Consider the following 21,544-nt stretch of genomic DNA (forward strand, 5'->3'; position numbering starts at 1 on the left):
TTTAGGGCCGAGAAGCTGACAAGAACTTCCGACTCAGGGCACTAGCGCAGCACCCCCGCCTTCGAGCCGTCCGTCAGTTTGCCCGTCAGGTCGACCTGGGCGCCCGCCGGGGCCTTCACCGCCAGCCGGTTGCCCGGCGCCGCCCCGCTCACCCCGCCGCCCGACACCGACAGCGACGTGAACTGCGCGCTGCCCGCCGCCAGTACGTACCACTGGCCCGCCCGGGACTTCCACAGCACGCCCGCCAGCACCCGGGGCTCCCGCGGTCCGCACGCCGGCGAGCCCTCCGCCTTGGCCGCCTGCGCCGCCAGCGGCGCGCCCGGGGCCAGGAACTGCGCCTGCACCCGGTCCGCCGTGCCCTGCCAGGTCTCCGCCCGGGTGCACAGCCAGGTCGCCGTGCCGTCACGCTCGGGCAGCGGCTGCTTCGCGTACGTCCAGGCGTTGACCGTACGGACCCCGTGCGAGCGGACCGAGGGCAGCAGGCACGCGGTCCGCGACCACTCGCCGAGCTCCGCGGCCTCCGTTACATCGCGCTCGGCGCCCGGCGCGCCCGAGGTCAGCCGGGCCGGGGTCAGCTCGCCCAGGTCCGTGACCAGCCGGGTGGCGCCGTCGCCGGTCAGGGCCAGCGCGTTCCAGCTGGTACAGCTGCCCCCCGGCGCGGGGCTCGCGACCGGCGGAGTGACCCCGTGCGGGGTCAGCTTCAGCGCCGCCGGGGAATCGCCCGGCCGCAGCAGGTCCCGCAGGGCCGCGCCGGTGACCCAGGGCGCCGTCAGGTAGCGGACGTTGCCGTCGACCCGGCTGAGCACCAGGGCGGTCGCCGTGTCCGCCGAGGCCCCGTCGGTCCGGGCGAAGTCGAGGGCGGCGACCTCGGTCCCGGCGAGCGGTTCGGCGTACCGCACCACGCGCAGGCCGTCGTAGAGCAGGACCACGACGGCCTGGTCCACGGTGCCCGCGAACAGCAGCTGCGGCGGTCCCATCGGCGGCCCGGACGGGGTGCCGGGGGTGACCGAGACGACCACGGACGCCCCGGGCCGGGCCCATACGGCCAGCGCCCGGCGCAGCAGCTCCGTGTCGTCGGCGCGGTCGCCGCGGGCCGGCCAGGCGGAGAAGTCGGTACGGGAGGACGTACGCCACACCGCGGGCGCGACCCGGGTCAGCTTCCCGGGGTCAAGGGCCTGCTCCGCCGCGGCGTTGCGCGCGTACAGCGGGGCCGCGGCCCCGTCCGCCCCCCAGCCGCCGCCGGGCAGCGCGAGCAGCGCCCCGCACACGGCGAGGGCGGCCCCGGCGGCCAGCCCGGCCCGCAGGAGGCGGCGCCGGCGCAGCAGGTCGGTGGGCCGGGCCTGGAGCACGCACGGGTCGAACTCGGGGGAGGCGAACAGGGCGTCATGGGCCGGATCCCCGGATTCCGCGATCGCCACGGCAGGGTCCGCGACCCCGGCCTCGGTGAGCACCCGGAGCACCTCCGGCTCCGGCAGCCGCTCCAGCGCCCGCAGCACGCAGGCCGCCCGGCCGGGCCCGGACAGGGTGGCCAGCCACTGGTCCAGGGCCAGCTCCTCCGCTCCGCCGGAGCGCGGGAACAGCCGCAGCCCCCACACCTGGGGGAGCACCGGCGGCAGCTGCCCGCGCAGCGGCCGGGCCCGGAACGTCAGCGGAACCCCCGCCTCCAGGGCGGTGCGCAGCACCCGCAGCCGGACGTACGCGTACCCGGACTCGCCCCCGTCCACCCCGTCGCGCTGGGCCGGGACCCCGCCCTTCACCCCGCTGTCGGCGCCGCGCCGCCCACGGGGCAGGGCGCGCTGGGTCAGCGAATGGGCGGTGAGCACCCGCCGGTTGCGGCCGAGGGCGGGGGGCAGCACCAGATAGGCGAGCCGCACCAGCCGCGGGTAGTGCTCGACGATGGCGGCCTCGGCCTGCTCGACGTCGGGCGGCACGGGAGACAGGGGACGGGTGGCGGTATCCGGTGCAGTCACGGTCAGCAGAACGAGCGAATCGTCCGATGGTCACCCGCTCCCGGTGCACACGCCCCGGCTACAGCCGGGAGGGGCCCCCGGGCCGCAAAGCCCGCGAGGGCTCAGACCGTCAGACGCGCCCGCAGTGCCTCGACCGTCTCGTCGGAGACGCCCAGGCCCTCGCGCACGTACTTCTCGATGGAGCCGTACCGCGTGCTGACCTCGTCCAGCGCGGCCTCCAGGTACGAGGGGAACACCCCGATCAGCGCCAGCGCGATGTCCGGGTCGCCGCCGGCCGCCGTGAAGCCCTCGATCATCGGCGCGAAGGCCTGCTTGACCGCCGGGTTGACGGAGAGGTACTCGGCCATCAGGGTCTCGTCGTCGGCCCCCAGCAGCGACAGGATGATCGTCGCGCCCCAGCCCGTACGGTCCTTGCCGGCCGTGCAGTGGAAGAGCAGCGGGCCCGCCTCCGGATCGGCGGCCTCCGTGAGCAGCATCCGGTACGCGGCCTGCGCGGAGCCGGAGTTCACGAAGGACCGGTATATGCCGCCGAACAGGGTCTGTGCCTTGCCGCCGCCCAGGTGCTCCTCGGCGACCACCGGGTCGGACAGCAGGTCCTTGAGCTGCGCCGCGGCGGGCACCTTGCCGGCGCCCATCTTGTCGGCGAGGACGTCGCCGACCAGGACGCGGACGCCGTCCGGCACCCGGTCGGGGTGGTCGGCGCGCTCGATGTCGGTGCGGAAGTCGATGACCGTGCGCAGGCCCAGCGCGGCCACTGCCGGGTCGGCGTCGAGGTCGAGCCGGTCGAGCTGGCCGGAGCGCAGGACGAGGCCGGAGCGGACGGTGCGGCCGCCGGAGAGAGGGGTTCCGCCGAGGTCACGGAGATTGGCGACGGTCGTGGACGGGGTGGCGGTCATCGGGGCAGCTCCAGCGGGGTGCGAGTGACGCGTGTCATTCATACGATTTTCGGATGTTTCGGTCAGGAAAGGTAATCGAGAGCCACCGAAAGCCCGACGCCGAGCCCCAGCGCCGCCAGATGGCCCGCGTCCGTGAAGTTCCGATCGCGCCTCAGTACGGGCACCGCGGCGAGCGCCAGCAGCCCCGCCCGGGCGGTGGTGCGGACGGCCCCGCGTGGAAGGGCCGAGGTCAGCGCGCCGAGCACGGCATTGAGCCCGTAGCTGGTGCCCACGTCCAGGGCCCGCCGGGTCTCGGGCCCGGCCGTCCCGCGCAGCACCCCGTAGACCAGCAGGGTCGCCGCGGCGTGACCGAAGAGGAACACCGCCGCGGTCCACCAGGCCCCGTACGCGTACTCCGCGTACCCGAGGACCGCGACCAGCAGCAGCGCGTACGGCAGCGGCATGGGCTCCTCGACGACGAAGGCGCTGCTCAGCAGCGTCTCCCAGTGCCCGGCGGCGAGGTTGTCGACATTGGTCGAGCATCGGCGCAGCACGTGCTCCCGCTCCGCCGCCCCCAGCCGCCCCAGGGCGAACGCACCGAGCTGGACCCCGCCCGCGTACAGCGCGCCCAGGGGTGGCGGCCATGGCAAAGGATTCACCCGATCATGATCGGATACGGCCCTCCTCCGGGCACCACCGGGCCCCGTGCGAGCATGAACAGGACATGTCTGCCTCCCGCGCACCGATGCGCACCACGCGGGCCGCGATGTTCGCGGCGGTGTGTGTCGCCTTGGCCGCGGCGGGGCATTCGTACATGTCCGGCACGGATATTCCCGCTATGGGGCTTGTGGGCGCCTTTGGGGTCACTGGAGCGCTGGCCTGGCTCGGCGCCGGGCGGCGGCGGGGTCCGCTGGGGATCACAGCGGCGCTGCTCGCCCTCCAAGGGGTGCTGCACCTTGTCCTCTCCGGGAGCCAGGCGGGTCACGCGGGCGATCCGGTCCAGCCGGCGATACCGGCCCCGGATGCGATGGCCGCCCACCACATGGCCGACATGGCAGGCGTGGCAGGCGTGAGTGGCATGGGCGGCATGGGCGGCATGGCCGCCGAAGCTCCCGCGAACGCGCCGGCCGGTATCGCGAAGGTCGCCGACCTCGCCGACATCGCCGGGCACGGCGGCCTCGGGATGATCGCCGCCCACGTGCTCGCCGCGCTGTTCTGCGCCGTCTGGCTGGCGTGGGGCGAGGCCGCCGTCTTCCGGCTGGCCGGAGCGCTGGCCGCGGCCGCGCTGCTCGCCGCCCGGCCGCTGTCCCGCGCGCTCGTCCTGATACGGACGCACGTGGCCCCCGTACCGCCGCGGCCCGCGTTCCGCCGGACGTACGAGCGGCCGCGCCGGCTGCGCGGGGCCGTCCACGCCCATGCCGTGGTGCGGCGCGGGCCGCCCGGGCGCCGTGACACCCGAGCCACGGCCCCCGGCCTTCCCGCCTGCCTCTGAGAGCGAACGGCGAGGACCCGGGGCCGGTCACCCATGTCTTCGCCAACACCTAGGACCACCATGTCCCTTGACGAGCTCCAGCACGTCCACGCACAGGACGTTCCCGTTTCCCATCCCGTGCCCGACACCAAGCGCAGCGGCTGGGCGGCCCTGCGGCCGCTGCTCCTGCGGATGCATTTCTACGCCGGGCTGCTGATGGCCCCGCTGCTGTTCATCGCCGCCGCCACCGGACTGCTCTACGCACTCTCCTGGCAGGCCGAGAAGATCGTCTACGCCGACGAACTCACCATCGCCCGCGTCGGCGAGAGCGCCCTGCCGCTCAGCGCGCAGGTCCAGGCCGCCCAGGGCGCCGCGCCCCAGGGGCACGTCGTGGGCGTGTGGCCCGCGCCCGAGGCCGAGGCGACCACCCGGGTGATCATGGAGGGCCCGGGGCTCGGGGAGGGCGAGACCCTCACCGTCTTCGTCGACCCGTATACGGCCGCGGTGCGCGGGCAGCTCACCACCGCCGGTGACGCGCTGCCGCTGCGGGCCTGGCTGAGCGAGTTCCACTCCAGCCTCCAGCTGGGCGAGTTCGGCCGGGTCTACAGCGAACTCGCCGCCAGCTGGCTGTGGGTGGTCGCACTGGGCGGGCTCGCCCTGTGGATCGGGCGCCGACGCGCCGGCCGCGCCCGGCTCCTGCTGCCCGACCGCGCGGCCACCGGCCGCCGGCGGACCCTGTCCTGGCACGGGACCGTCGGCCTCTGGGCCGTCGCCGGACTCGTCGCGCTGTCCGCGACCGGCCTGACCTGGTCGAAGTACGCCGGTGAGAACATTGGGCAGCTCCAGGACCGCCTCGGCGGGGCCACCCCTTCCGTCTCCGCCTCCCTGAAGGGGGCTTCGGGCGCCGGCGGGGCCGACGAGCACGCCGGCCACGTCATGACCGAGGACATGGAGATGCCGCCGCCCGCGCCCACCGCCGACATCGGCATCGACAAGGCCGTGGACGCCGCCCGGGCCGCCGGGGTCACCGAGCACCTCCAGGTGACGCTCCCGGCCAAGGGCAAGGGCTACGTGGTCAAGGAGAAGGACAAGCAGGTGCCGGTGCACCTGGACGCCGTGGCCGTGGACCCCGCCGACGGCCGGGTCATGGACGAACTGCGCTTCGCGGACTACCCCTTCCTCGCACAGCTGACGCGCTTCGGCATCGATCTGCACATGGGACAGACCTTCGGGCTCGCCAACCAGCTCGCGCTGGCCGCGCTCGCCGTCGCGCTGATGTTCCTGGTGTTCTGGGGCTACCGGATGTGGTGGCTGCGCAGGCCCACCAAGGAGCGCCTGCTCCGCGCCGGCCGTCCGCAGCCGCGCGGGGCCTTGCGGAAGGTGCCGGTGACCCTGCTGCTGCCGCTCGCCGCCGTGACCGCGGTGGTGGGGTGGTTCGTGCCGCTGCTCGGGATCAGCCTGGTCGCGTTCCTGGCCGTTGACGTGCTGCTCGGGTTCGTGGCCGCGCGGCGCGCCGCCAAGGCCGCGGTCTAGAACGGCCGGTGGGCCCGTACTCCTCGGGGAGTACGGGCCCACCGTCGCGTCACGTCACGCCAGATCACGGCTCAGGCCTCAGGGCGCGTACTTGTAGCCCACCCGGCGCACCGTCTGGATCGCGCCGCGGTGGGCCGCGCCCAGCTTGCGGCGCAGGCGGGCGATGTGGACGTCCACGGTCCGGCCGTCGCCGACGTGGCCGTAGCCCCACACGGTGGTCACCAGCTGGTCCCGGCTGTGCACCCGGTGCGGGTGCGCCACCAGGTGGGCCAGCAGCTCGAATTCCAGGTAGGTCAGGTCCAGTACCTGCCCGTCGACCTCGGCGGTGCGCTGGGCCGGGTCGATCCGTACCAGGGAGTCGCCCGTGGTGGACGAGGTCCCGGGGGCCGGGTCGGGGGCGTGGGCGGTGGCGGCCCGCGGGGCGAAGGCGGCCCGCGGGGCGAAGGTGGCCTGGGGCTGCTGGTCGGCCGGTACGAGGACCAGGTAGCCGACCATCGGCGGCTGGCCCGGCAGGGTCGGCAGCGTGTGCTGCGGCGCGGGGAGCCAGGTGGCGCCGGGCGGGAGGAGCTCCGCGACCCGGGCCATCTCGTCCCGGTCCACGGCGCGCAGCCGGTGGCGCGGACTGGGAGGGAAGGTCAGAGGGGTGATCGCAGCGGAGGCGGCAGAAGTGATCGAACGAGTGTTCGCCATGAGTGGTCAGCTCTTTCACGCGGAGTGGTCGGCAGGAGACGTACGTGAACGTCGCGTTGTCGTACCGCGCAGACCGAAGGCCTCGGGGGAGGTCCGGTGGGAAGTCCCGGAAGGCTTTAGAGGGCCGGCGCGTTCTTCGCGCGGCAACACTCCCGGTCGAAATCATGATGCTGACGGGAGGGCCAGAACGGCTCGAGGTCGCTGCGACCTGACGAGGTGTGCGAATTGCTGGCCATGACGCCATTGAAGCAGACGCCGGTCACCCGGGGCAGACCCTGTCTCACCTCGTGGATCGGAATCTCAAATTCCGCGATCACGTCTTGAGTGACCCCAACAAACCCGACAAACCGTCAACCGGCCGGCCGCTTGCGCCAGTCCACTGACAGAGCAGCGCCCGCCGGGCCACGGGGGCTCGGCGGGCGCTGCTCCTCAGTCGGGGTGCCGGTCAGGCTGTCGGCCGGGGGCGGCCGGTGCTCAGACCAGGCCGTCCTTCTCCAGGCCCGAGCAGCAGGTGTCGGTGATCAGGCGGGTCACCACGTACGGGTCCACGTTCGCGTTGGGGCGGCGGTCCTCGATGTAGCCCTTGCCGTCCTTCTCCACCTGCCACGGGATGCGGACCGACGCGCCGCGGTCCGAAACGCCGTAGCTGAACTCGTTCCACGGGGCCGTCTCGTGCAGACCGGTCAGGCGCTCGTCGATGCCCGCGCCGTAGTTCTTGACGTGGTCCAGCGGCTTCGAGCCCTCGCCCAGCGCCTCGCACGCGGAGATGATCGCGCGGTAGTCCTCGCGCATCGCCTTCGTGGAGAAGTTGGTGTGCGCGCCCGCGCCGTTCCAGTCGCCCTTCACCGGCTTCGGGTTCAGCGTCGCGGAGACGTTGAAGTCCTCCGCCGTGCGGTACAGCAGCCAGCGCGCGATCCACAGCTGGTCGGAGACCTCCAGCGGGCCGACCGGGCCGACCTGGAACTCCCACTGGCCGGGCATGACCTCGGCGTTGATACCGGAGATGCTCAGGCCCGCCGCGAGGCAGTGGTCCAGGTGCTTCTCGACGATCTCGCGGCCGAAGATCTCGTCCGAGCCGACGCCGCAGTAGTAGCCGCCCTGCGCGGCCGGGAAGCCGTTGACCGGGAAGCCGAGCGGGCGGGTGCCGTCGAAGAAGGTGTACTCCTGCTCGATACCGAAGATCGCCTCCTGCGCGGCGAACTTCTCGGCGACCGGACGCAGCAGCGCGCGGGTGTTCGACTCGTGCGGGGTCATGTCGATGTTCATGACCTCGCACAGCACGAGGACGTTGTCCCCGCCGCGGATCGGGTCCGGGCAGGAGAACACCGGGTCGAGCACGCGGTCGGAGGCGTGGCCCTCGGCCTGGTTGGTGCTCGATCCGTCGAAGCCCCAGATCGGCAGCGCGTCCCCGTCGGCAAGGATCTTCGTCTTGGAGCGAAGCTTCGCCGTCGGCTCGGTGCCGTCGATCCAGATGTACTCAGCCTTGTAGCTCACGGGGCCCCATCCTTCGGTGCGTCGCTCCGGGCGCAGCCTCTGCGGGTGCTGCGATGCGGTGCTGCGGTTGCGGTGCTGCGATTGCGTGCGCGGTGATGACCGCAGCGTGCCCCTCCGCGATTTCTCTTCCGTTGCCCGTGTGTGAACCCCGTGTTACCGAGGTTTGCACCCCAGGTGGGGCGGCTTGTGCGGGTTGATGGCCGGACACCCGTCCGGGTGGGGCAGACTGAGCTGGTGAGCATTTCGTATGATTTGAACTCCATCGGCGACGCTCCCGCGGACCCCGGAGCGAGCCCCCTTCCCCGTGTCGGGCTGCTGGGCACCGGCCCCTGGGCCCACCGCACACACGCCCCCGCCCTCGCCGCGCACACCGGCTCCGTGTTCACCGGAGTCTGGGGCCGGCGCCCCGAAGCCGCGGCCGAGCTGGCGCGGGCGTACGGCGTGAAGGTGTACGAAGACCCCGACGAGCTGTTCGCCGACTGTGACGCCGTGGCCTTCTCCCTGCCGCCGGACGTGCAGGCTCCGCTCGCCGTACGGGCCGCCGCCGCGGGCTGTCACGTACTGCTCGACAAACCCGTCGCGACCACGGTCGAGGACGCCCGGGCCGTCGCGGCCGCCGCCCGGGAGCACGAGGTCGCCTCCGTCGTCTTCCTCACCCTCCGCTTCGCCGAGCCGACCGCCGGCTGGGTCGCGGAGCAGGCCGCGCGTTCGGGATGGTTCACGGCGAGCGCCCATTGGCTCGGCGCCGTCTTCCCGCCCGACGGGGCGCCCAGCGCGTACGCCGACTCGCCCTGGCGCAAGGCCAAGGGCGGGCTGTGGGACGTGGGCCCGCACGCGCTGTCGGTCCTGATCCCGGTCCTCGGCGAGGTCACCGGGGTCAGCGCGACCCGCGGCCCCTCCGACGTGGTCCAGCTGGCCCTGCGGCACGCCTCCGGCGCGGCCAGCACCGCCGTGCTCAGCCTGGGTGCGCCGCGCGCCGCCGCCGGGGTGGGCCTGGAGCTGCGCGGGGCCGAGGGGGTGTTCTCGCTGCCCGGCTGGAGCGACGTACCGGGGGCCTACGGGCGGGCCCTGGACGCGCTGCTCACCGCCGCCCGGACCGGGGTGCCGGATCCGCTCGGGGCGGAGTTCGGGGCCCGGCTGACCGAGATCCTGGCCGGGGCGGAGGCACAGCTCCAGGCCCGAGGCGTCACCTGCCCTGAGGCGTCACGTGTCCCGAGGCGTCACCTGCCCTGAGGCGTCACCTGGCCCGAGGCGCCACCTGCCCTGAAGCGCGACCCGGTCCGAGGCGCCACCTGGCCCGAGGCGCTACTTGATCAGCGCGTTGGCCACGATGATGACCAGCCCGATGGTGGCGTCCGCGAGGCCGATCAGCAGGGCCGAGCCGATCCGGTAGCCGACCCGGACCGCCACGAAGGATCCCCAGCCGAACAGCAGCGCGGTGTTCAGACCGAGCCCGACGGCCGTCACCCCGTACGAGTCCCAGTCCGCGATCCCGGCGATCGTCAGCAGCAGGACGGTGGGGAGAGTGGCCGTGATCATCGGCCACTCGTTCCACAGCGCCCGCACGAGCACCTGCCAGCGGTGCGCGGCCGAGCCCGCCTGATGGCTGGTCATGTGGTGCGAGTACCCGTGCGCGAGCGCGGACGCGACCGCCGTCACCAGCACCCAGCTGGCGTCGTAGAAGGGGGTGTAGTCCCCGCCCTTCTGGTCCAGTGCGGCCAGCAGCCCGCTGGCCAGCACGGTCCCGTACACCCCGCCGAACATCCAGTCCGCCCCGCGCCGGCGTGGACGGAGCGGCGGAGCGGGGGTGGGGGCGGGGGGAGGAGGCTGCTGCGGCTGCTGCTCGGTCACGACGGGTCCTTTGGTGCGGTCCGTACCCCTTTGTGGCTGAGCTCACCCTATGGGGGTGATGCTCCCCACTTGCCCGGACAGACTAATCCGACAATCGGAACGTCTCGTTCAACATTGTCACAGGGGGCTCGGGTTTTCCCGCATTGAAGGTTTACAGTGCCTAGACGCGCTTCACGCGGGGTTGGTTCCAGGCCTTTGGTCCTGATTTCAGCTTTCTATGCTTTCGGTACGTGCGTAGGACCCCTTGAGTTGATGGCCGCGCGGTCAATGAGTCCATTCCCAGAGGGTGCAACCATGCTTGGATACGTGCGCGGTACGCCCGTTCAGCCTGGGGTGTCCGTGCCCGTCCAGCAGATATCCCCGCCGGTCGCGAGCGACCGCCCCCGGCGCATCTTCGTGCTCGACGGGCTCAGGATCGCGGCCGCGCTCGCCGTGGTGGCCTACCACTACATCGCGCGCACCGGCGGCTGGAGCGTCGACGGCAAGGTGCACTTCCCCACGCTCTTCCCGGTCGCCGCCTACGGCTGGCTCGGCGTGCAGCTGTTCTTCCTGATCAGCGGGTTCGTCATCTGCATGAGCTGCTGGGGGAAGCCCCTCCAGTACTTCTTCGTCTCACGCGTGGTCCGGCTGTTCCCCGCGTACTGGTTCGCGGTCATCGCGACCACCGTGACGCTCGCCGTGGTCCCCGGCGGGAGCCATCCGCTCGAGCTCACCGACGTCGTCACCAACCTGACGATGCTCCAGGAGCCGATCGGCGTCGAGTCCGTGGACGGGGCCTACTGGACCCTGTTCGCCGAGATGCGCTTCTACCTGCTGTTCGCGGTGATCGCCTGGTGGGGCCTCACCTATCGCCGGCTCGTCTTCTTCTGCTGGGTGTGGATCGTCGTCAGCGCGCTCTTCTCCTCCGCGCCGGAGGGGCCGCTGCAGATGCTGGTGATGCCCCAGTACAGCTGGTACTTCATCGCGGGCATCGCCTTCTACCTGATGTACCGGTTCCGGCCGACGCTCATGCTGGTGGGCATCGTGCTGGTCTCGTTCTGCGCGTCCTTGCCGTCCACCCGGATGACCTGGAAGAACACCGCGAAGTACGTCGGACACGAAGTCCCGTACTGGCCCGTCCTGGTCATCGTCGCGGCATGCTTCGGCGTCATGGCGCTGATCGCCTGCGGCAAGCTCTCCGGGATCACCTGGCGCTGGCTGCCGTACGCGGGATCCCTGACGTACCCCCTGTACCTCCTGCACGAGAACATCGGCCGCGAGATGTTCAGCCTCCTCGAGGACCGCGTACCGGTCCACGTGCTGCTCGCCTCGGTGACCGTGGCCGTCCTGATCGCCGCCTGGCTCGTGCACCGGTTTGTGGAGCGGCCCGTCGGCCGTCTGCTCAAGCAGGGGCTCGCCCGCCTCTGACCGCCGACGTCCGCCGCACGCCTGCCGTCTGCCGACGCCTTGCGTGCCCGCCGCTCTTCTGAATACTCCGCGCCGAAGCCATCGGCTTCCCCGGCGCGCCGGCTGGTTTGACCAGCCGGCTTTCTCCATCCATCCAGGGGGTACACCATCATGCGCCTGCTCAAGAGATTCACGGGCTCGTCCGCCGCCAAGGCGCAGCCACAGGAAGGTTTCGGCGGGCTCGCCCCGCACTTCCAGATCTGCGCCCACACCGATGACGACCTGTACTTCATGTCGCCGGACCTCCTCCAGTCCGTGCAGGCGGGCATCCCCGTGGTCAGCGTGTACCTGACGACCGGTGAGAGCGACGGCATCAACCTGGCGATGGACGACCCGGCCCGCCCGAAGGCCGTGCCCGACTACGCCGGCTACACCGCGGCCCGCCAGCACGGCATCCGCGCCGCCTACGCCGCCATGGTCACCGGCAGCCGCCGGGCCGAGTGGACGCGGACGACGACCCCGGTGTCCGACGGCATCACGGCGGAGGTCAACACGCTGGAGGACGGCCGCGTCACGCTGGTCTTCCTCAACCTGCGCACCGGCCGCGGCGCGCAGGGCAGCAGCCTCCAGGGCCTGTGGAACAAGACGTGCGAGGACCTCGCCACGCTCCGCCCCGAGGACAGCCCCATCCCGTCCCGGCGCAGCGGTAAGCCGATGACCCGCGGCGGCGTCACCGAGACGCTGGCCGACCTCCTGGCGCAGTACCGGCCGGCGCTCGTCCGCATCATGAACCCGGACCCGGACCGCACCGCGTTCGACGCGAAGACCGAGACCGTCACCTACTGCGACAACAGCGACCACACCGCGGCCGCCCACTTCGCGCTGGCCGCGCTGGCCCGCTACGAGGCGACCGCCCCGGCCGCCGCGCCCGCCGTCGAGAGCTACCTCGGCTACTGCAACAAGCTGCGCCCCAACAACCTCAGCCCGCAGGAGGCCGCCCGCAAGTTCCGCTACCTCGCGGTGTACGGCGGCGAGGACGGCCACGACTGCGAGCAGCCCCCCGGCCGCTGCGGCGACCGCCCGCTGGGCAACCGCGCGTACAACCGCTTCTACGGGCAGAGCACCAGCTACCGCTGGCTGCCCGGCACCAACTGGCTCCAGCTGCGCTCCGACGGCCGGCTGACCGCGTTCGCCGTGCTGGGCGGGCGGCCCGTCATGTGGACGCAGGACGAGCCCGGCGGCGCCTCCTGGTCGGGCCCCGCCCCGCTGGGGCAGTGGCCGGACAACGCCGGGCGCTGCACCGCGCGGCTGGACGTCGTACGCGACACCGGCGGCCGGATCCACGTGGTGGCGGTCCGCCTCTCGGTCGGGGCTGACCCGGCGCAGCAGCAGCGCTCCGTGATGCACATCGCGCAGTCCTCCACCGAAGAGGGCGGCGTCGGCGAGTTCGGCGAGTGGACCGATCTGGCCAGCCCGTACCGCATGACCCCGGAGAACCTGAGCCGCCGCCGGTCCCTCGGCATGCCCGTGGCCGCCGCCACCGCCGCCGGCGGCATCCAGATCGTCCAGCGGAACTTCGGCACCGGACTGAGCGGCCGCCGCCTGACCGACAGCGGCTGGGAGCCGTGGTCCGACCTGAAGGGCGGCGCGCTCGAAGGCGCCTCCGCGGTCACCCTGCGCCGCGGCACCATCGAGCTGTACGCCACCAACCGGATGGGCATGCTGCGCTGGTTCGAGCAGCCCGCCGGGCAGGAGGCCGCCGCGGTCACCGGCTTCAAGCTGGACTACGGCACGCAGCTGAACCAGCCCGCGGGCCCGGTGGCGCTCCTGGAGCAGACGGACGAGCGGCTGCTGATGTTCTCCCGGCAGCCCGGCACCGGCTGGATCCTGGCCCACCGTCAGGAGGAGGCGTACGGCGTCTGGAACACCCAGCCCGAGATCGTCTGCACCACGCCGGGCTTCGGCCCGCTCGCCCACGCACCGCTGCCCGGCGACCGGGCGGCCCTGATCCAGCGCACGGACGACAGCGGCCTCAGCCTCAGCATCCAGCCCCTGGACGGCGCCCCCGCCGAGCAGGAGTGGATCTCCCTGGGCGGCGGCCCCTTCATTCACGCCCAGTCGGCGGCCCTGGACGCCCAAGGCCACCTGACGGTCGCCTTCCTGGACGCCCAGGCCCACCTGACCACGCTGGTCCTGGACGCGTCCGAGGGGTTCCGGCCCGTCGGCGAGGCCTCCTGGCGGACCCACGAGCCGGTGCCGGCGGAAACCCACTGAGCCGCTGATTCGCTTCGCTGATTCGCTTCGCTGATCCCGGGGCCGGCCGTCGGACGGACGGCTCCGGGTCAGCCCAGCTGGGCCATCAGGTGGTCGATGACCGCCTTGAACTCATCCGTCGGCGAGAAGTCGAGGTACTCGGTGTCCTCAAGGGCCACCGGGGCGTGTCCGGGCGACCAATAGCAGGCCTCTCCGGCGGAGTAGACCTTGTCGCCGTCCTTCGTGTGCAGTCCGAGCTTGCCCTTGAGTACGTATCCCCAGTGCGGGCAGGGGCACAGGTCGTCCGGCAGCCCCTTGAACGCCGGGGTCATGTCCACGCCCTTGTCGAAGCGCCCGAACGCGACGGAGAAGCCCCCGCCGATCTCCATCACGCGCAGCTCGGCGCCGTTGCCCTCGAAGACGACGGGGGTCTGCTCCCGTGTCGTTCCCGTCATGATTCCTCCACGGCCGGTCCGTCCCGAGATTCCCCCTGCCCCGCCCTTCTCCAAGTCTCCTCCCGGCCCGCGCGCTCGGCGCGGTGTCGGAGCGTCCGCACGGCGCTGAGGGCTACGCCTTGCGGGACAGGGCCTCGCGGACGGCTTCCTCGGAGCGGGCGACCACGGCCGTGCCGTCCGCGGCGGTGATGATCGGACGCTGGATCAGCTTCGGGTGCGCGGCCAGGTGGGCGATCCAGCGCGCCCGCGCCGTGTCGCTCTCCTCGAGCGGCAGGTCCCGTACGCCGGTCTCCTTGGCCAGCGGGTCCGAGGTGCGGGTGATGTCCCACGGCTCCAGCCCGAGGCGGCCGAGCACCTCGCGGATCTCGGCCTCGGACGGTACGTCCTCCAGGTAGCGCCGCACCGTGTAGTCGGCGCCCTCCGCGTCCAGCAGGGTCAGCGCGCTGCGGCACTTCGAACAGGCGGGATTGATCCAGATCTCCATGGCCCCAAGGGTAGTCAGCGTGTGGCGGGAGACCGTCTGGCCAGGGGCTTTTGTCAGTGGTCCCCAGTAAAATCGAAGGAGAACGACAGGAAGCCAACTACCGTTTGGGAGGCTGTAGATGGCCGCTGCCGCGATCATTGAGATGCCGAAGAAGAAGCCGCTGCCCGCGGGTCTGCCCCGCGAGTGGTACGAGAGCCACAACCGCCGTCTGAAGGCGATGCGGCTGGCGATATCCCTGCTCGACACGGGGACGTACGACGCCCAGCGCGCCACCAACCGGAAGATCCGGACGATGGCCGTCCGGGTGGGGATCCACCGGCCGTCCAACCTCACCTGCAAGATGGTGCGCTCCTTCATCCGCGACGGAAGCTGAGCCGCCCGCCCGCCCGCCCGCCCGCCCGCCCGCCGGCCCCCGGTCTTGCCCCGGGGGCCGACGGCCGTGCTCCGCGGGGGCGCGGCGAACCGCGCGACCAGCCACGAGGTGCCCGCGGCCGGTGTGCGGCAATTCCCGCGGAGCGTCAGGCGCCGGCCTTGTTGGACAGCACCAGCATCGCCACGTCGTCGCGCGGTCCGCCGCCGGTGAAGGCCACCAGATCCCGCCACACCGCCGCGGCCAGGCCCGTCGGGTCGGTCGCGAGCACCGGTGCGCGGATGGAGAGGGGGTAGAAGTGCCCCGCCGCGTCGCGGGCCTCGGTGACCCCGTCCGTGTGCGCGAGCAGCCGGTCGCCGGGCAGCAGCGCGAGCTCGGCCACCGCGGCCGACTCCGCCCCGGCGAGCCCCAGGCCGAGCGGAGGGCCGGGTTCGACGTGCACCTCCGAGGCCGCGAAGTCGCGTAGCAGCAGCACCGGGGGATGCCCGCAGGACACGATCCGCACCAGGTCCAGCCCGGGCGGGAACTCCAGCAGCACCGCCGTGGCGAACAGCTCGGGGTGCTCCACCGAGGCCGCCGCCGCGTCCGCCAGCAGCCGCCGGTCCAGCCGGGCCGCCACGGCCGCCAGCTCCGCGTCGTCCAGGACCCCCTCCCGGAAGGCCCCGAGCAGCGCCGCCACCGTGCCGACCGCCGCCAGCCCGTGGCCCTGCACGTCCGCGACCACCGCCCGCACCCCGTACGGCCCGGCCCGTACGTCGAACAGGTCGCCGCCGACCAGGGTGCCGCGCTGGGCCGCCCGGTACAGCGCGGCGCAGGACACCCGGCCCACCCGCTCCGGCACCGGCGGCAGCACCGCCAGCTGGGCCGCCTCCGCCACCGACCGCACGCTGACCAGCTGGGCGTCCCGGCGCCGCCGTACCCAGGCGATCACCACGCTGAGCAGCCCCACCGTGGCCACCGTCGCCAGGTCGGTGCCCTGGGCGTGCCCGACGCCGAGCCGCGGGACCCCAAGCAGCACCAGCACGACCACGGCGAAGGCCGCCGTGCCGGTGGCCCCGTACGAGAACGCCGCGACCGCCGGGAGCGCGGCCAGGAAATAGCCGAGCTCCACATTGCGGGGAGTGATCCACTGGGCGAGGCACAGCACCACCAGGGCCACCGCGGGCGCGAACCGTGCCCAGCGCGGCGGCGGTGCCCCGCGCAGCCAGCCGGGCTCCTCGCGTCCGCGTCTCACCCCTCCACCCTGGTGCCGCCGCGCGGGGCGCGCACGCCGGGTGGCCCCGTACGCCGTAGGCCACGACAGTGGTGCCGTGACGGATGAGCAGAGCGCGGAGATCAGCACACGGCTGAACTGGCTGCGTGCGGGGGTGCTCGGGGCCAACGACGGGATCATCTCAACCGCCGGCCTGGTGGTGGGCGTGGCCGGGGCCACCACCGCGCGTGCGTCGATCCTGGCGGCGGGGGTGGCGGGGCTGCTGGCGGGGTCGCTGTCCATGGCGGCGGGGGAGTACGTCTCGGTCAGCTCCCAGCGGGACTCGGAGCGGGCGGCCCTGGAGACGGAGCGCCGGGAGCTGGCCGAGGAGCCGGAGGCGGAGCTGGACGAACTGACCGGGCTCCTGGTGGCCCGGGGCCTGAGCCGGCAGCTCGCCCGGGAGGCCGCCGAGCAGCTGACGGCGCGGGACGCGCTGCGGGCCCACGCCCGGGTGGAGCTGGGCATCAACCCCGACGAGCTGGCCAACCCCTGGCATGCGGCCCTGGCGAGCCTGATCGCCTTCACGGTGGGCGCCCTGCTGCCGCTGCTGGCGATCGTCCTGCCGGGCCCGTCCGCCCGGGTCCCGGTGACAGTGGCCTCGGTCCTGGCGGCGCTCACCCTGTGCGGGCTGGTGAGCGCGCGCCTGGGCGGGGCCCCTGCCTCGCGGGCGGTCCTGCGCAACGTCGCGGGCGGCGCCCTGGCGATGACCGTCACCTACGCGGTGGGCACCTGGCTGGGCACCGGCTGACGGCCCGGGTCCTGGCGGTCCGGGTCCTGGCGGTCCGGGTCCTGGCGCCGGTCCTCCACGCGCCGGTCCTCCACGCGCCGGTCCTGCACGTGCCGGTCCTGCACGCGCCGGTCCTGCACGCGCCGGTCCTGCACGCGCCGGTCCTGCACGTGCCGGTCCTGGAGGTCCCGTCCTGCACGTGCCGGTCCCGCACGTGCCGGTCCTGGCGGTCCGGTCCTGCACGTGCAGCTCCGGCCCTCGGCCGGGAATCCTGTCCCGCCGTGCGCCGACCCGGCAGGATGGACGGCATGCGTATCGCGGTCACCGGTTCCACCGGCCTCATCGGCACGGCCCTCGTACGGTCCCTGCGCGCGGACGGGCACGAGGTGGTGCGCTTCGTGCGCCGCGCCCCGGCCGCCCCCGACGAGGCGCACTGGGACCCCCGCCGGTGTCACGTGGACCCCGCCGGGCTCACCGGCTGCGCGGCCGTGGTGCACCTGGCCGGCGCCGGGGTCGGCGACCACCGCTGGACCGCCGCGTACAAGAAGGAGATCCGCGACAGCCGGGTGCTCGGGACGGCCGCGATCGCCCAGGCCATGGCCGGCCTCGACGCGCCGCCGCCGGTCCTGGTCAGCGGGTCCGCCGTCGGGTACTACGGCGACACCGGCGACCGCCCCGTCGACGAGAGCGCCCCGGCGGGCGAGGGCTTCCTGCCCTCCGTCTGCGTGGAGTGGGAGGCCGCCGCCGCCCCCGCCGAGCAGGCCGGCGTGCGGACCGTATTCGCTCGCACCGGGCTGGTCGTCGCCCGCGAGGGCGGGGCGTGGGGCAAGCTCTTCCCCGTCTTCAGGGCCGGTGTCGGCGGCCGCCTCGGCAACGGCCGCCAGTACTGGTCGTACATCTCCATGCACGACGAGATCGCCGCCCTGCGGCACCTCATCGACACGCACTCGGTCTCCGGCCCCGTGAACCTGACCGCCCCCGAGCCCCTGACCAACCGTGAGGTCACCGCCGCGATGGGCCGCGTACTGCGCCGCCCGGCCCTGTTCCCCGTACCGGCGGCCGCCATGCGCGTCGTGCTCGGTGAGTTCGCCGGGGACGTGCTGGGCAGTCAGCGGGCCAGGCCCACCCGCCTGTTGGAGTCCGGCTTCGTCTTCCGGTACCCCGGGATCGACGAGGCGATCCGGGCGGCGCTGGAGGGGGAGCGCCAGTAGTAGCTCCCATGTTTCCCGTGCGACCGTTTGTGACCCGGATGCGACCGCCATGCGACCGGAGTTGGTCGGAATCCCTCACCGGACTCGGGTTCTCCCGGAGCCTGTTGGGGGAAGGAGGATCCCCACACAGCCGCGCCGACCTCGGGGAGGGGCACGTGCTCACCAGCTCACACCATGCCGCGCACCATGCGGACGTCGTCATCGTAGGAGCCGGAGTCTCAGGACTCGCGGCCGCACACCACCTGATCGCCGCGGGGGTCACGGTCACCGTCCTGGAGGCCGCCGGGGATCCCGGCGGCCGGATGGCCACCGAGCAGGTCGACGGGTTCCGGCTGGACCGGATCGGCCAGCTGCTCAACACCTCGTACACGGAGCTCGAACGCACCCCGGGCCTGGAGGACCTGACCCTGCGCCCCTTCGCGCCCGGGGTCCTCGTCCACAGCGACGGCAAACAGCAGCGGGCGGGAGCCCTCACCCCGGCCCGCGCCCTGGCCAGCGGCTCCCTCGACCAGGCCCGGCTCAGCGCTGCCCTCGGCCGGCTCGCCGCCCTGCCCGTGGACCGCCTGCTCGCCCGCCCCGAACGCACCGCGTTCACCGCCCTGCGCAGCCGCGGACTGCCCCCGCGCACCATCAGCGCGGTACTGCGGCCACTGCTCGCCACCCTGCTCTGCGATCCGGAGCTCACCACCTCCAGCCGGGCCGCCGACCTCGCCCTGCGCACCTTCGTCCGCGGCCGCCTCGCCGTGCCCGAGGGCGGCGCGGCCACCCTGCCCGCGCTCCTCGCCACCGCCCTGCCGCCCGGCACCGTGCGCACCGGAGTCCGGGTCCGCTCGGTGGCGACCAACCTGGTCACCACCGAGGAGCACGGCGACTTCAGCTGCCGCTCCGCCGTCCTGGCCACCGGGGCCCGCGCCGCCGCCGAACTGCTGCCCGGGCTGCGCGTGCCCCGCTTCCACGAGGTCACCGTCCTGCACCACGCCACCGCCGCGCCCGTGCCCTGGGACGGCTCGCTGCTCCTGGACGCTGACCCCAGGTGGCCCGTCGCGCACACCGCCGTGATGAGCGCGGTCGACCCGACGCGGGCGCCGGCCGGCCGCAGCCTGGTCAGCACCACCGTGCTCGGCCCGCCGCCCCCGCTGCGCACGGTCGCCTCACGCCTCGCCCGGCTCTACGACACCACCACCCGGGACTGGGACCTGCTGGCCTTCCACCACACCCCGGAGGCCGTCCCCGCCATGCCCCCGCCGTACGACCTGCGGCGCCCGGTACGGGTCCTGGCCGGGCTGTACGTGTGCGGCGACCACCGCGACACCAACACCGTCCAGGGAGCCCTGCACTCGGCCCGCCGCGCCGCCACGGCGGTCCTGCGCGACTTCGGCATCCCGATCCCGGCCCCCGGCGAGCCCGCCCTGCCGGTGGCGGCCTGAGGCCGCCGGGCCAAGCCACGGGGCCCGGCCGCGGGTCAGGGCCCGGTTCCCCCCTGCGGAACCGGGCCCTGGGCAGACACCGACCGTGCACAGACCCGTTCACTCCGGCGGACGGAGGCCGACGCAGCGGCTCGAAGCCGGTGAGGCCCCCCGGGGCCGAGCCGTGCGAGGGGCGCGTCAAGATCACGACAGCGCCGCGACCCGGTCCCGGTACGCCCGCACGGCCGAGGCGTCCCGGTACGGCTCCAGCCTGCGCTCGAAGTCCCGTACGTACTCCACCGCGCGCACCGACCGCATCTCCATCGCCTGCTGCGCCGCCTCCGCGCCCAGCGCGCACGCCTGGTCCAGCTCGCCCAGCCCCAGCCGGGCCGTGGCCAGCACCACCCGGCAGAACAGCCGGGACCGCGCGTAGCCGGGCGCCCGTAGCTGAAGCGAGCGCTCCGCGTGCTGCGCCGAGGCCCGGTACTGCTGGAGGTCCCGGTGGCAGTGCCCGAACTCGTCCGCCAGCTGCGCCTCGTCGTAGAACCGCGCCCAGTGCGGTACGTCGTCCCCCGGCCGGGCCGCGCCCAGCGCCCGCTCGGCCCGCACCAGCGAGGCCGTCGCGGCCCTCACCTCGCCCAGCACGGCATGGCCGCGCGCCTCCGCCGAGTGCAGCAGCGCCTGCACCACCGGCGGCGGGCCCGAGCCGACGCCCTGCTGGGCCACCCGGGCCAGCTGCACCGCCTCCCGGCCGTGGCCGAGGTAGACCGCCTGGCGGCTCATGGTGACGAGCACGTACGAGCCGTACGGCCGGTCCCCGGCGGCCTGGGCGAGGCGCAGCGCCTGCACGAAGTAGCGCTGGGCGAGCCCGTGCGCGGCGATGTCGTACGAGGTCCAGCCCGCGAGCCTGGTCAGGTCCGCGGCGGCCGAGAACAGCCGCCGCCCGGTGGTCTCCCCGTAGGTCCCCCGGAGCATCGGCTCGGCCTCGTGCTCCAGGTACCGCACCAGGGCCTGCCGGGCGTGCCCGCCGCCGTACGCCTCGTCCAGGGTCCGGAACAGCTCGCTCACCGACCTCAGGGCCGCGATGTCCCCGCTGGTCACCCGCTGTCCGGGCTCGCGGTCGATCTGGCGCTGCCGCGGCACCGTGACCCGCCCCTGCGCGGGGATCCGGGCCGCCGCCGGATCGGCGCCCCGGCCCACCCGCTCGTCGGGCCGCCCGATCAGCCAGTCCCGGCTGGGCACGACCAGGCCGGCCGGGGTGAACGCGATCTTCCGCAGCTCGGCGTGCGAACCGGAGTCCTTGCGCCACAGCCCGCTCGCGATGTCCACGGCCTCCTCGGGGGTGGCCGCGAACTCCAGCCCGGCGTACACCGGAGCGCAGGCGTCCAGGCCCAGGTCCTGCGCCGACAGCCGGCGCCCGAGGCGCCGGGTGAAGACTTCCGCGATCAGCGCCGGGGTGGTTCCGCGCGGCTGCTGCCCGCGCAGCCAGCGCGTCACGGAGGTCTTGTCGTACCGCAGATCGAGACCGTGCTCCAGGCCGAGCTGGTCGACGCGCCGGGCCAGCCCGGCGTTGGAGAACCCGGCTTCCGCGATCAGCGCCGCGAGATGCCGGTTGGGGACGCGCTGGGCAGGTCGTTCCGTCATCGGCTCCACGGTTTCCTGACGTGACGGACCGGAGTCCCGGCCCTGTGAACGGCGTGAATGTAGCGGCGAACTTCGCCTGCACCGCCCCCTCTGTCCCACATTCATCCGATCGTGTGCAGAACCGGTAGGGCTCTTTACGGATTGCCCCCCTCCGCCCGCGTACGCTGCGGCTCATGACCCGTTGGCCCACCAGCGCGCAGCCCCCGGCAGAGTCCGTGGCGGGACCCTCTGCCCCGCTGCCGGCGCCCGAGCTGACCGAGGCCGAGTGCCGCCGCTGTGGTACGTACATCGCGGGGCTCGACGGGCGGTACGCGTGCGGTGTGTGCGGCTGGGTCAACGACCACTCGGAGGGACACCGGCGGCTGCCGCGGGCGGACGAGGACCCGGACCGGCCGCCCAAGGGGAGGCGTCGCCGGCCGAAACAGCTCCCGGGGCCGTTGCCCGAACCGCCCGCCGGGCCCGAGCCGCTCGC

22 protein-coding genes are annotated in these 21,544 nt (G+C 73.6%); 10 read left to right on the forward strand and 12 right to left on the reverse strand.

Going from position 1 to position 21,544, the window contains the following annotated elements; genetic code table 11:
* Positions 1-41: 41 nt before the first annotated feature.
* The 3 genes from J7I97_RS30055 to J7I97_RS30065 all read right to left on the reverse strand — a co-directional run bounded on the left by J7I97_RS30055 (position 42) and on the right by J7I97_RS30065 (position 3,504).
* Positions 42-1,970, reverse strand: coding sequence for a hypothetical protein (locus J7I97_RS30055; RefSeq protein ID WP_374103745.1), 1,929 nt, complete (start codon positions 1,968-1,970; stop codon positions 42-44).
* A 101-nt stretch (positions 1,971-2,071) separates the two neighbouring features.
* Positions 2,072-2,866: a tyrosine-protein phosphatase gene (locus tag J7I97_RS30060; protein WP_214941100.1), complete on the reverse strand. Its 795-nt coding sequence runs from the start codon at positions 2,864-2,866 to the stop codon at positions 2,072-2,074.
* A gap of 62 nt (positions 2,867-2,928) precedes the next feature.
* Positions 2,929-3,504, reverse strand: coding sequence for a rhomboid-like protein (locus J7I97_RS30065; protein WP_308365642.1), 576 nt, complete (start codon positions 3,502-3,504; stop codon positions 2,929-2,931).
* Positions 3,505-3,569: 65 nt separating this feature from the next.
* Between J7I97_RS30065 and J7I97_RS30070 the strand changes: the two genes are divergently transcribed.
* Positions 3,570-4,337 carry a hypothetical protein gene (locus tag J7I97_RS30070; protein ID WP_214941103.1) on the forward strand — a complete coding sequence of 256 codons (768 nt, stop codon included), beginning with the start codon at positions 3,570-3,572 and terminating at the stop codon, positions 4,335-4,337.
* A gap of 60 nt (positions 4,338-4,397) precedes the next feature.
* On the forward strand, positions 4,398-5,849 hold the full coding sequence (locus tag J7I97_RS30075) for a PepSY domain-containing protein (RefSeq protein WP_214941106.1): 1,452 nt from the start codon (positions 4,398-4,400) through the stop codon (positions 5,847-5,849).
* A gap of 78 nt (positions 5,850-5,927) precedes the next feature.
* Here the strand turns inward: J7I97_RS30075 and J7I97_RS30080 are convergent, their stop codons facing one another.
* From J7I97_RS30080 to glnII, 3 genes are all read right to left on the reverse strand, one after another.
* Positions 5,928-6,539: a winged helix-turn-helix domain-containing protein gene (locus J7I97_RS30080; protein WP_214941109.1), complete on the reverse strand. Its 612-nt coding sequence runs from the start codon at positions 6,537-6,539 to the stop codon at positions 5,928-5,930.
* A gap of 116 nt (positions 6,540-6,655) precedes the next feature.
* Complete coding sequence (locus J7I97_RS30085) at positions 6,656-6,853, reverse strand: hypothetical protein (RefSeq protein ID WP_308365653.1); 198 nt, start codon at positions 6,851-6,853, stop codon at positions 6,656-6,658.
* Positions 6,854-7,013: 160 nt separating this feature from the next.
* Positions 7,014-8,033 (reverse strand): glutamine synthetase, encoded by a 1,020-nt coding sequence (gene glnII, locus J7I97_RS30090; RefSeq protein ID WP_214941112.1) that lies wholly within the window; start codon positions 8,031-8,033, stop codon positions 7,014-7,016.
* Positions 8,034-8,285: 252 nt separating this feature from the next.
* Between glnII and J7I97_RS30095 the strand changes: the two genes are divergently transcribed.
* On the forward strand, positions 8,286-9,266 hold the full coding sequence (locus J7I97_RS30095) for a Gfo/Idh/MocA family protein (protein WP_251051212.1): 981 nt from the start codon (positions 8,286-8,288) through the stop codon (positions 9,264-9,266).
* A gap of 72 nt (positions 9,267-9,338) precedes the next feature.
* Here J7I97_RS30095 and J7I97_RS30100 read toward each other — a convergent pair whose 3' ends face one another.
* Positions 9,339-9,884 (reverse strand): hypothetical protein, encoded by a 546-nt coding sequence (locus tag J7I97_RS30100; RefSeq protein ID WP_308369345.1) that lies wholly within the window; start codon positions 9,882-9,884, stop codon positions 9,339-9,341.
* A gap of 294 nt (positions 9,885-10,178) precedes the next feature.
* On the opposite strand from J7I97_RS30100, the gene J7I97_RS30105 reads away from it, so the two are divergent.
* Positions 10,179-11,291 carry an acyltransferase gene (locus tag J7I97_RS30105; protein WP_214941115.1) on the forward strand — a complete coding sequence of 371 codons (1,113 nt, stop codon included), beginning with the start codon at positions 10,179-10,181 and terminating at the stop codon, positions 11,289-11,291.
* A 150-nt stretch (positions 11,292-11,441) separates the two neighbouring features.
* Entirely contained in the window at positions 11,442-13,544 is a 2,103-nt protein-coding gene (locus tag J7I97_RS30110) for a PIG-L family deacetylase (protein WP_214941118.1), read from the forward strand.
* A 68-nt stretch (positions 13,545-13,612) separates the two neighbouring features.
* On the opposite strand, the gene J7I97_RS30115 is transcribed toward J7I97_RS30110, so the two are convergent.
* Positions 13,613-13,978, reverse strand: a complete 366-nt coding sequence (locus tag J7I97_RS30115; protein ID WP_214941121.1) for a hypothetical protein — start codon at positions 13,976-13,978, stop codon at positions 13,613-13,615.
* 112 nt (positions 13,979-14,090) lie between these two features.
* Entirely contained in the window at positions 14,091-14,462 is a 372-nt protein-coding gene (locus tag J7I97_RS30120) for an ArsC/Spx/MgsR family protein (RefSeq protein ID WP_214941123.1), read from the reverse strand.
* 118 nt (positions 14,463-14,580) lie between these two features.
* On the opposite strand from J7I97_RS30120, the gene J7I97_RS30125 reads away from it, so the two are divergent.
* The gene (locus J7I97_RS30125; RefSeq protein WP_214941126.1) at positions 14,581-14,835 is read left to right on the forward strand and encodes a hypothetical protein; all 255 of its coding nucleotides are present in this window, start codon (positions 14,581-14,583) and stop codon (positions 14,833-14,835) included.
* Between the two features lie 145 nt (positions 14,836-14,980).
* Here J7I97_RS30125 and J7I97_RS39695 read toward each other — a convergent pair whose 3' ends face one another.
* Positions 14,981-16,066 carry a PP2C family protein-serine/threonine phosphatase gene (locus J7I97_RS39695; RefSeq protein ID WP_308366103.1) on the reverse strand — a complete coding sequence of 362 codons (1,086 nt, stop codon included), beginning with the start codon at positions 16,064-16,066 and terminating at the stop codon, positions 14,981-14,983.
* A gap of 76 nt (positions 16,067-16,142) precedes the next feature.
* Between J7I97_RS39695 and J7I97_RS30135 the strand changes: the two genes are divergently transcribed.
* On the forward strand, positions 16,143-16,832 hold the full coding sequence (locus tag J7I97_RS30135; RefSeq protein WP_308366102.1) for a VIT family protein: 690 nt from the start codon (positions 16,143-16,145) through the stop codon (positions 16,830-16,832).
* On the opposite strand, the gene J7I97_RS30140 is transcribed toward J7I97_RS30135, so the two are convergent.
* Positions 16,799-16,981 carry a hypothetical protein gene (locus J7I97_RS30140; RefSeq protein ID WP_214941132.1) on the reverse strand — a complete coding sequence of 61 codons (183 nt, stop codon included), beginning with the start codon at positions 16,979-16,981 and terminating at the stop codon, positions 16,799-16,801. The genes J7I97_RS30135 and J7I97_RS30140 overlap by 34 nt on opposite strands.
* A 129-nt stretch (positions 16,982-17,110) precedes the next feature.
* Between J7I97_RS30140 and J7I97_RS30145 the strand changes: the two genes are divergently transcribed.
* Both J7I97_RS30145 and J7I97_RS30150 read left to right on the forward strand, forming a co-directional pair.
* Positions 17,111-18,022 carry a TIGR01777 family oxidoreductase gene (locus tag J7I97_RS30145; protein WP_214941135.1) on the forward strand — a complete coding sequence of 304 codons (912 nt, stop codon included), beginning with the start codon at positions 17,111-17,113 and terminating at the stop codon, positions 18,020-18,022.
* A gap of 155 nt (positions 18,023-18,177) precedes the next feature.
* Positions 18,178-19,449, forward strand: coding sequence for an FAD-dependent oxidoreductase (locus tag J7I97_RS30150; protein WP_308366100.1), 1,272 nt, complete (start codon positions 18,178-18,180; stop codon positions 19,447-19,449).
* Between the two features lie 183 nt (positions 19,450-19,632).
* Here J7I97_RS30150 and J7I97_RS30155 read toward each other — a convergent pair whose 3' ends face one another.
* The gene (locus J7I97_RS30155; RefSeq protein ID WP_214941138.1) at positions 19,633-21,072 is read right to left on the reverse strand and encodes a regulator; all 1,440 of its coding nucleotides are present in this window, start codon (positions 21,070-21,072) and stop codon (positions 19,633-19,635) included.
* A 173-nt stretch (positions 21,073-21,245) separates the two neighbouring features.
* Between J7I97_RS30155 and J7I97_RS30160 the strand changes: the two genes are divergently transcribed.
* The coding region (locus tag J7I97_RS30160) for a hypothetical protein (protein WP_214941156.1) at positions 21,246-21,544 on the forward strand (299 nt) is incomplete at its 3' end.

The organism is Streptomyces sp. ISL-87 (genome assembly GCF_018614095.1).
Classification (GTDB): Bacteria; Actinomycetota; Actinomycetes; order Streptomycetales; family Streptomycetaceae; genus Streptomyces.

What these genes read in the sequence shown, in the direction of transcription:
- J7I97_RS30070 (WP_214941103.1), top strand. Translation starts at nt 3,570, where the DNA reads ATGTCTGCCTCCCGCGCACCGATGCGCACCACGCGGGCCGCGATGTTC.
- J7I97_RS30105 (WP_214941115.1), top strand. Translation starts at nt 10,179, where the DNA reads ATGCTTGGATACGTGCGCGGTACGCCCGTTCAGCCTGGGGTGTCCGTG.
- J7I97_RS30120 (WP_214941123.1), bottom strand. Translation starts at nt 14,462, where the DNA reads ATGGAGATCTGGATCAATCCCGCCTGTTCGAAGTGCCGCAGCGCGCTG.
- J7I97_RS30075 (WP_214941106.1), top strand. Translation starts at nt 4,398, where the DNA reads ATGTCCCTTGACGAGCTCCAGCACGTCCACGCACAGGACGTTCCCGTT.
- J7I97_RS30080 (WP_214941109.1), bottom strand. Translation starts at nt 6,539, where the DNA reads ATGGCGAACACTCGTTCGATCACTTCTGCCGCCTCCGCTGCGATCACC.
- J7I97_RS30115 (WP_214941121.1), bottom strand. Translation starts at nt 13,978, where the DNA reads ATGACGGGAACGACACGGGAGCAGACCCCCGTCGTCTTCGAGGGCAAC.
- J7I97_RS30155 (WP_214941138.1), bottom strand. Translation starts at nt 21,072, where the DNA reads ATGACGGAACGACCTGCCCAGCGCGTCCCCAACCGGCATCTCGCGGCG.
- J7I97_RS30125 (WP_214941126.1), top strand. Translation starts at nt 14,581, where the DNA reads ATGGCCGCTGCCGCGATCATTGAGATGCCGAAGAAGAAGCCGCTGCCC.
- J7I97_RS30110 (WP_214941118.1), top strand. Translation starts at nt 11,442, where the DNA reads ATGCGCCTGCTCAAGAGATTCACGGGCTCGTCCGCCGCCAAGGCGCAG.
- J7I97_RS30145 (WP_214941135.1), top strand. Translation starts at nt 17,111, where the DNA reads ATGGACGGCATGCGTATCGCGGTCACCGGTTCCACCGGCCTCATCGGC.
- J7I97_RS30060 (WP_214941100.1), bottom strand. Translation starts at nt 2,866, where the DNA reads ATGACCGCCACCCCGTCCACGACCGTCGCCAATCTCCGTGACCTCGGC.